Genomic DNA, 6,288 nt, shown 5'->3' on the forward strand with positions numbered 1-6,288 from the left:
CTCCGTCCTGGAAAGCCTGTAGATTAGAACGCCAATCTGATACAAACAAAAAATTGATCCAGATACAAAGAGCACTCACCCATGACCCGTATTCGCTACAAACGCCTGGTGGATCAGTTCGCCGGGAAGATTCGCAGCGGTGAACTGCCACCCGCCACACAGTTGCCGCCCATTCGTGCGTTGATGCAGAGCGAGCGGATTGCCCTGGCCACTGCATTGCGGGTCTATCACGAGCTGGAGGCGATTGGCCTGGTGGTCGGCGAAACCGGCCGTGGCACCTTTGTACGCGACACGTCCTTGCCACGCGGACTGGGGCTGGAACAGCAACCACTGGGCGTCGGCATGGTGGACCTGACCTTCAATTACCCGTCGGTACCCGGTCAGGACGAGTTATTGCGCGAGGGTTTGCGAGCGATTGCCGCCTCCGGCGATATCGATGCGCTATTGCATTCCGCGCCTCAGGGCAGACGCGCACATGAACGGCAGACGGCGGCCCGGCATTTACGCAATCGGGACATTCGGGTGGGGGGCGATCAGGTGCTGATCGTCAACGGCGCCCAGCAAGGTCTTGCCGTGACGCTGATGGCACTGCTCAAACCGGGAGATATTCTGGCCCTCGACGCCCTCACCTACCCTGGCCTGAAAACCCTGGCCCAGGCCCATCGGCTGGACCTCGAAGCCCTGCCGCAAATCGCCGGGCACACCGATCTCGACGCCCTGGAAGCGCTGTGCAAACGGCGCCCCGTGCGGGCGCTCTACAGCATGCCAACGATGCACAATCCGTTGGGGACGGTGATGTCCATCGCCGACCGTGAACGCCTGGTGCAATTGGCCGAACGCTACGACTTTCTGATCATCGAAGACGGCGCCTATGCCTTCCTCGCCGAACCGGCACCCAAACCGCTGTTTACCTTGGCCCCGCAGCGCACGCTGTATATCAGTGGTCTGTCGAAAAGCGTTGCCTCGGGCCTGCGCATTGGTTTCATCGTTGCACCGAAAGCGATGATGCCGGTGCTGGAACAAGCCATCCGCGTGTCGACATGGAGCACCCCGTCGCTGACCGTTGCACTGGCCTGCCACTGGATCGATAGCGGCGAAGTCGACAACCTCGAAGAGCAAAAGCGCCTGGACGCCCGGCAACGACAAGATCTGGCTCAGCAAATCCTGAAAAATTGCGAGCTGGTGGCGCATCCCGGTTCCTACTACCTTTGGCTCAGATTGCCCGAAGGATTACGGGCCGAAACGGTTGTTGCCGAGTTGGAACGTAAAGGCGTCCAGGTGACCAGCGCCGAACCCTTTGCCACGACCACTCATGTGCCTCCTGCACTGCGGGTGGCCATGGGATCGATCAGCCTCGACGTGTTGAAGCGCGCCCTGGAGACACTGTGTGAAGTCGTGGACATCTGACAGACTTTTCTGACGCCCATAAAAAAACCCGCCTAAGCGGGTTTCTCAAGACCATTGCGACATCCTGTCGGCAGCCATCCTGGCGTATGGTCGATCATCCGTGATCCTGAGCACGTCCTGTGCTTCAGTTGATGGACCCAGATTAAACGCATCGGCGAAGCTTAAAAAGACGACATACCACTGGCTACGTGTAAGCCATTGACCATTCAATGCAGGTTGCAGTTTTCTAAAGACGAAAAAAAACCCGCCGAAGCGGGTTTTTCCCAAGACCATATCGACTCCCTGTCGGCAGCGATCCTTGCTATGGTCGATCATCCGTGACCCTGGAGCACTTCCTGTGCTTCAGTTGATGGAGCTAGATTACCCTTCGGATCCAATCCGAAATAGACGACATAGCTACTACCGCGTGTAAGACATTCGCTATAACCGCCCCTCCGAAAACCCTTAGATCGATCAGCCATCATGCGCTGAAGCCACGAGTTTCATGGCCTGCAGCCATCAGCCGCCATGACGCTCGTGGTCCTTGGTGTCTACCAGAAATTTTTCGATATTGCTCATTTGTTCATCCCAACCCCGGCTGTCCATGCGGAACGCCTTGAGCCTGCGCGATTGAGGGATGTGATCAAAACCGGACTCGACGACCGTCAACAACGTGCCTTCGTCCATATCCTGGAGTTCGAACTTCACCAGCGTGGTGGGCTCCTGGGAGTAATCGGTTTCCGGCTCCACCGCATACGGGTGCCAGCGAAATGAAAACACCCGCTCCGGCTCGACCCGCTCCACCAGTACATTCCACAACAAGTGCTCATAACCAGGATAAGTAATCTGCCCCTGGGTCCACTCGCCGGCGACAAAGCGCTTACCTTCGAGTGCCACGCCGAACCATTGCCCAAAGGCTTCGGCATTGGCCAGCACGCGCCAGACCTGCGAGCGCGGCACCTTGAGCAGGATTTTCCTTTCGATGCGATCTGATGCTGGGTTCATAAGTCACCTCCTGTATTGAACAGTAGGCCCGTAAAGACCATAAGACCAACCTAAAAGTTGTATCAAATGGGTGCCGCAATCACCCGTACCTGAAATATTCGGCCTTAGTTCTGGCCATAAGTTCTGGTTTGGAGGGGGAGTCAGCGGGCTGAAACTGCTAACGTTTGCAGCGACGTGCCCCCTTACAAGGAAGATTCATGCAGCCTTCACTCACGGAACGTTATCGTGCAACCAGGGAAACCCCATGAATAATCTGCATGGCAGCTGCTTGTGCAAAGCCATTGAATACGAACTTGATGGCCTCGATATGCCCATCAGTCACTGCCACTGCCACACCTGTCGCAAGGCACATGCAGCAGCATTCGCCTCTACGGCCGGGGTCATGCGTGAGCATTTTCGCTGGATAAAAGGACAGGACCGGCTAAGCACCTATGAGTCGTCGCCGGGCAAGCTTCGGCATTTCTGTTCGATCTGCGGATCGCATCTGATGGCGGAGCGCTTGGCCCAACCCCATGTAATCGTTCGCGTGGCGACTCTCGACGATGATCCGAAAATGACACCTCAGGCTCACATCTGGACGTCCCATGACGTGCCCTGGCTTGAATATGAATCGAATGAGAAATGTCCTGAATGGCAGACATAGTTTCCGGACACGCCACAAGTGCAGCATCAGGCTGCTGATTTGTTGACTGGCGGCGCCCCGCTACACTGCCCCCCAACTTTCCATCACCACTACGAGCCCACCATGCCCCCACGTTTTCTCCTTGCGTTGACGCCGCTGCTGTTCACCACCGTGGCGCATGCCATCGACTGCGACAACGCCACTGACCAGTCGACGATGAATCAATGCGCGGCGCAGCAGAACAAGGCCGCCGACAAGGAGCTGAATGCGCTTTACCAGCAGATCACCACACGGCTGAAGGACGACCCCGACGCGAAAAAGCTGTTGGTCGGTGCGCAGCGCTCATGGATTGCGTTTCGCGATGCCGAGTGCAAATTCTCGGCGTCCGGGGTGGCGGGTGGCAGTGTGTATCCGCTGATCTACAGCAACTGCACCACCGAGCTGACCAAGGCGCGAGTCGATGCGTTCAAGACTTACTTGAAGTGCCAGGAAGGGGATTTGAGTTGTCCGGTACCTGAGGCTTGATGCTGCGGTGTGCTTGAGGGCCTCTTCGCGGGCAAGCCTCGCACCTGCAAGGGGCTTGGCGGTACACAAATTGTGTGTTCTCCAAAAATCCACCCGACAACTTGATGTTGCCGATCTGCTTCAGGCTATAGAGTGTTCGGCGGTGGCCGAGTCTTCCTTCTCGGCTTCGGGAGACACGCCGCACCACCAACGTGGTGCGGCGTGACGCAGGCTCAACGGTAAAACGGCGCGTGAATGCCTTTATGAGCCTCGATTTCTTGCCGCATATCAGCCACCAGTGATGCGATCGCGTGGGGGCTATCCAGTGTCCATACCGGAACATGGGTGGCCACCAAATCCACTTTCCCGGTCATGCAATCGCAGACCCGAATTGTCAGGGACTGGTCCGCCTCCATGCTGCAAGTGCACACAGCCGGCAAAAAACTATGTTCAATGATGTTTTGAATTTCCAGGGTTGAAAGGAACATCGCTACCTCCATTACGCCAGGTGTATGGCCGGGCAAATGCTCCCTCATTCACCCATTAGCCGGAAAATTCTAATCCTCAATAACGGGTGTCTCAAGACCGTAACAGGTTGCTCATCGTCTCGTTGGTGATCCTTAGACGTGAGGATCTCCCGACGCTTTGCCCGGCACGGCGTATTGCGGCTTCAGGTGGCCGTACTGATCGAGCAGCCAGGCGTCCATGATCTGCCGCACCACGGGACCGGCGACGCGACCACCAGCCTCGCCGTTCTCGATCATCACCGAAATGACAATCTTCGGATGTTCGGCCGGGGCGAAACCGACGAACAAGGCGTTGTCACGGTTGCGCTCCAGGGTTTTAGCCCGGTTGTAGCGTTCACCCTGCTTGATTGCCACCACTTGCGCGGTGCCACTTTTGCCGGCGATGCGGTACTGAGCCCCCGCCGCTGCCGCTCGAGCAATCCCGCGAGCATCGTGCATCACCATCTGCATGCCGTGGTTGACCTGCTCCCAGTCACGCGGGTCTTTCAATAGGATGTTTGGCATTGGATGCTCATCCACTGGTGCAACACCGTCCACGGTCTTGGCCAGGTGCGGCCGGTTCCAGACACCTTTGTTGGCGATCAGTGCAGTCGCCTGGGCCAGCTGCAGCGGCGTGACCTGCATGTAACCCTGGCCGATGCCGAGGATCACGGTCTCACCCGGGAACCATGCCTGACGGCGCGTGGCACGCTTCCAGGCTTGCGATGGCATCAAACCGGCAGACTCTTCGAACATGTCCAGCGAGACTTTCTCGCCGAGACCGAACATGGCCATGTAGTCATGCAGGCGATCGATACCCAGCTTGTGGGCCAGGTCGTAGAAGTAAGTATCGTTGGAGCGCATGATCGCCGCGTCCATGTCCACCCAGCCATCGCCACTGTGGTTCCAGTTACGGTATTTATGATCGAAATCCGGTAGTTGGTAATAACCCGGATCGAAGACGCGGGTCTGCGCAGTGACCACCCCGGCGTCGAGGCCGGCAATAGCCACTTCCGGCTTGATGGTCGAGCCCGGCGCGTAGAGCCCACGCAGTACACGATTGAACAGCGGCCGGTCGATGGAATCGTGTAGCGCCGCGTATTCCTTGAAGCTGATGCCGGTCACGAACAGGTTCGGGTCGAAGCTTGGCTTGCTGACCATCGCGAGCACTTCGCCCGTCGACGGATCGAGTGCGACAACCGAACCGCGACGATCACCCAAGGCTTCCTCGGCAGCTTCCTGAAGTTTGACGTCGAGGCTCAGAACGATGTTTTTGCCGGGGATCGGATCGGTGTGTTTGAGCACTCGCAGCACGCGGCCCTGAGCGTTGGTTTCGACTTCTTCATAACCCACATGGCCGTGCAACTCGGGCTCGTAGAATTTCTCGATGCCGGTCTTGCCGATGGTTTGGGTGCCACGGTATTCCACCGTATCCAGGGCTTTGGATTCGTTCTCGTTGATTCGGCCGACGTAGCCGATCGAGTGTGCGAAGTGTGCGCCCATCGGGTAGTGGCGAACGAACTGTGGCTCTACGTCGATCCCTGGCAGACGGAACTCGTTGACCGCCAGCACGGCGATCTGTTCTTCACTGAGTTCGTAGAACAAGGTGACGGGCACGAAGGGGTGTCGAGCCTGCTTCATTGCCTTGTCGAACAGTGTGCGGTCTTCATCTGGCAGGTGCAGGAGGTTGACCACCTCATCCAGCTCTTCTTTGACGTCGGAGGCGCGTTCGCGGGTGATGGTCAGGTTGAAACTGGGCCGGTTGTCCGCCAGAAGCACGCCGTTGCGGTCGTAGATCAGCCCGCGGGTAGGAGCGATCGGCAATACGTGTACACGGTTGTTTTCGGAGATCGTCGAGTGGTAGTCGTACTCGACCACTTGCAGAACATACAGCCGCACCACCAGCGCGCAGGTGATAGCAACGACGAACAAGGCGCAGGCCATCAGTCTTTTATTGACCAGGCGCGTCTCTTTTTCGTGGTCCTTGATTGGTATCGGTTCAGGCATTTCTGCAGCAGCTCTTTGACTGTAGAGGAGGTGCCGATTCGTAGGCTTGAAATCAGCCCGTGCAAAAGGGCTGCACCATTCCAAAAACGGCATGGATACTTTAGCGCCCGTTCTCCCGAAACTTCATGAACAATGCAGCTTTACCCAAAATAGCCAGCACGGCACTTTCCTGCGGGCAAAACAAAACCCCTACCTGCATACGCAGATAGGGGTTTCGGAATTTAATCTTGACGATGACCTACTCTCACATGGGGAAAC

General features: G+C 57.3%; 8 protein-coding genes. 4 read left to right on the forward strand and 4 right to left on the reverse strand.

From position 1 onward, the window contains the following. The first annotated feature begins 81 nt into the window (after positions 1-81). On the forward strand, positions 82-1,407 hold the full coding sequence (locus ACQKPC_RS25555) for a PLP-dependent aminotransferase family protein (protein WP_427627204.1): 1,326 nt from the start codon (positions 82-84) through the stop codon (positions 1,405-1,407). Positions 1,408-1,452: 45 nt separating this feature from the next. Here ACQKPC_RS25555 and ACQKPC_RS25560 read toward each other — a convergent pair whose 3' ends face one another. Both ACQKPC_RS25560 and ACQKPC_RS25565 read right to left on the reverse strand, forming a co-directional pair. Beyond that, the gene (locus ACQKPC_RS25560; protein ID WP_427627206.1) at positions 1,453-1,722 is read right to left on the reverse strand and encodes a hypothetical protein; all 270 of its coding nucleotides are present in this window, start codon (positions 1,720-1,722) and stop codon (positions 1,453-1,455) included. A 183-nt stretch (positions 1,723-1,905) separates the two neighbouring features. Further along, complete coding sequence (locus ACQKPC_RS25565; protein ID WP_427627208.1) at positions 1,906-2,391, reverse strand: SRPBCC family protein; 486 nt, start codon at positions 2,389-2,391, stop codon at positions 1,906-1,908. A gap of 244 nt (positions 2,392-2,635) precedes the next feature. On the opposite strand from ACQKPC_RS25565, the gene ACQKPC_RS25570 reads away from it, so the two are divergent. Both ACQKPC_RS25570 and ACQKPC_RS25575 read left to right on the forward strand, forming a co-directional pair. Next, complete coding sequence (locus tag ACQKPC_RS25570; protein ID WP_427627210.1) at positions 2,636-3,034, forward strand: GFA family protein; 399 nt, start codon at positions 2,636-2,638, stop codon at positions 3,032-3,034. 102 nt (positions 3,035-3,136) lie between these two features. Then, complete coding sequence (locus tag ACQKPC_RS25575; protein ID WP_427627212.1) at positions 3,137-3,538, forward strand: lysozyme inhibitor LprI family protein; 402 nt, start codon at positions 3,137-3,139, stop codon at positions 3,536-3,538. A gap of 212 nt (positions 3,539-3,750) precedes the next feature. On the opposite strand, the gene ACQKPC_RS25580 is transcribed toward ACQKPC_RS25575, so the two are convergent. Continuing rightward, a complete protein-coding gene (locus ACQKPC_RS25580) occupies positions 3,751-4,005 on the reverse strand; it encodes a DUF1652 domain-containing protein (protein WP_123497993.1) in 255 nt (84 codons plus the stop codon). 132 nt (positions 4,006-4,137) lie between these two features. Further along, positions 4,138-6,030, reverse strand: coding sequence for a penicillin-binding protein 2 (gene mrdA, locus ACQKPC_RS25585; protein ID WP_427627214.1), 1,893 nt, complete (start codon positions 6,028-6,030; stop codon positions 4,138-4,140). Between the two features lie 46 nt (positions 6,031-6,076). Between mrdA and ACQKPC_RS25590 the strand changes: the two genes are divergently transcribed. After that, positions 6,077-6,288 (forward strand): hypothetical protein (locus ACQKPC_RS25590; RefSeq protein ID WP_427627216.1); only part of this gene is annotated, 212 nt, incomplete at its 3' end.

It is taken from the genome of Pseudomonas sp. NPDC089918 (assembly GCF_050280605.1).
Lineage (GTDB): Bacteria > Pseudomonadota > Gammaproteobacteria > Pseudomonadales > Pseudomonadaceae > Aquipseudomonas.

Coding starts and splice junctions, on each gene's coding strand:
- ACQKPC_RS25570 (WP_427627210.1), top strand. CDS start 2,636: ATGAATAATCTGCATGGCAGCTGCTTGTGCAAAGCCATTGAATACGAA.
- ACQKPC_RS25555 (WP_427627204.1), top strand. CDS start 82: ATGACCCGTATTCGCTACAAACGCCTGGTGGATCAGTTCGCCGGGAAG.
- ACQKPC_RS25560 (WP_427627206.1), bottom strand. CDS start 1,722: ATGATCGACCATAGCAAGGATCGCTGCCGACAGGGAGTCGATATGGTC.
- ACQKPC_RS25580 (WP_123497993.1), bottom strand. CDS start 4,005: ATGTTCCTTTCAACCCTGGAAATTCAAAACATCATTGAACATAGTTTT.
- ACQKPC_RS25575 (WP_427627212.1), top strand. CDS start 3,137: ATGCCCCCACGTTTTCTCCTTGCGTTGACGCCGCTGCTGTTCACCACC.
- mrdA (WP_427627214.1), bottom strand. CDS start 6,030: ATGCCTGAACCGATACCAATCAAGGACCACGAAAAAGAGACGCGCCTG.
- ACQKPC_RS25565 (WP_427627208.1), bottom strand. CDS start 2,391: ATGAACCCAGCATCAGATCGCATCGAAAGGAAAATCCTGCTCAAGGTG.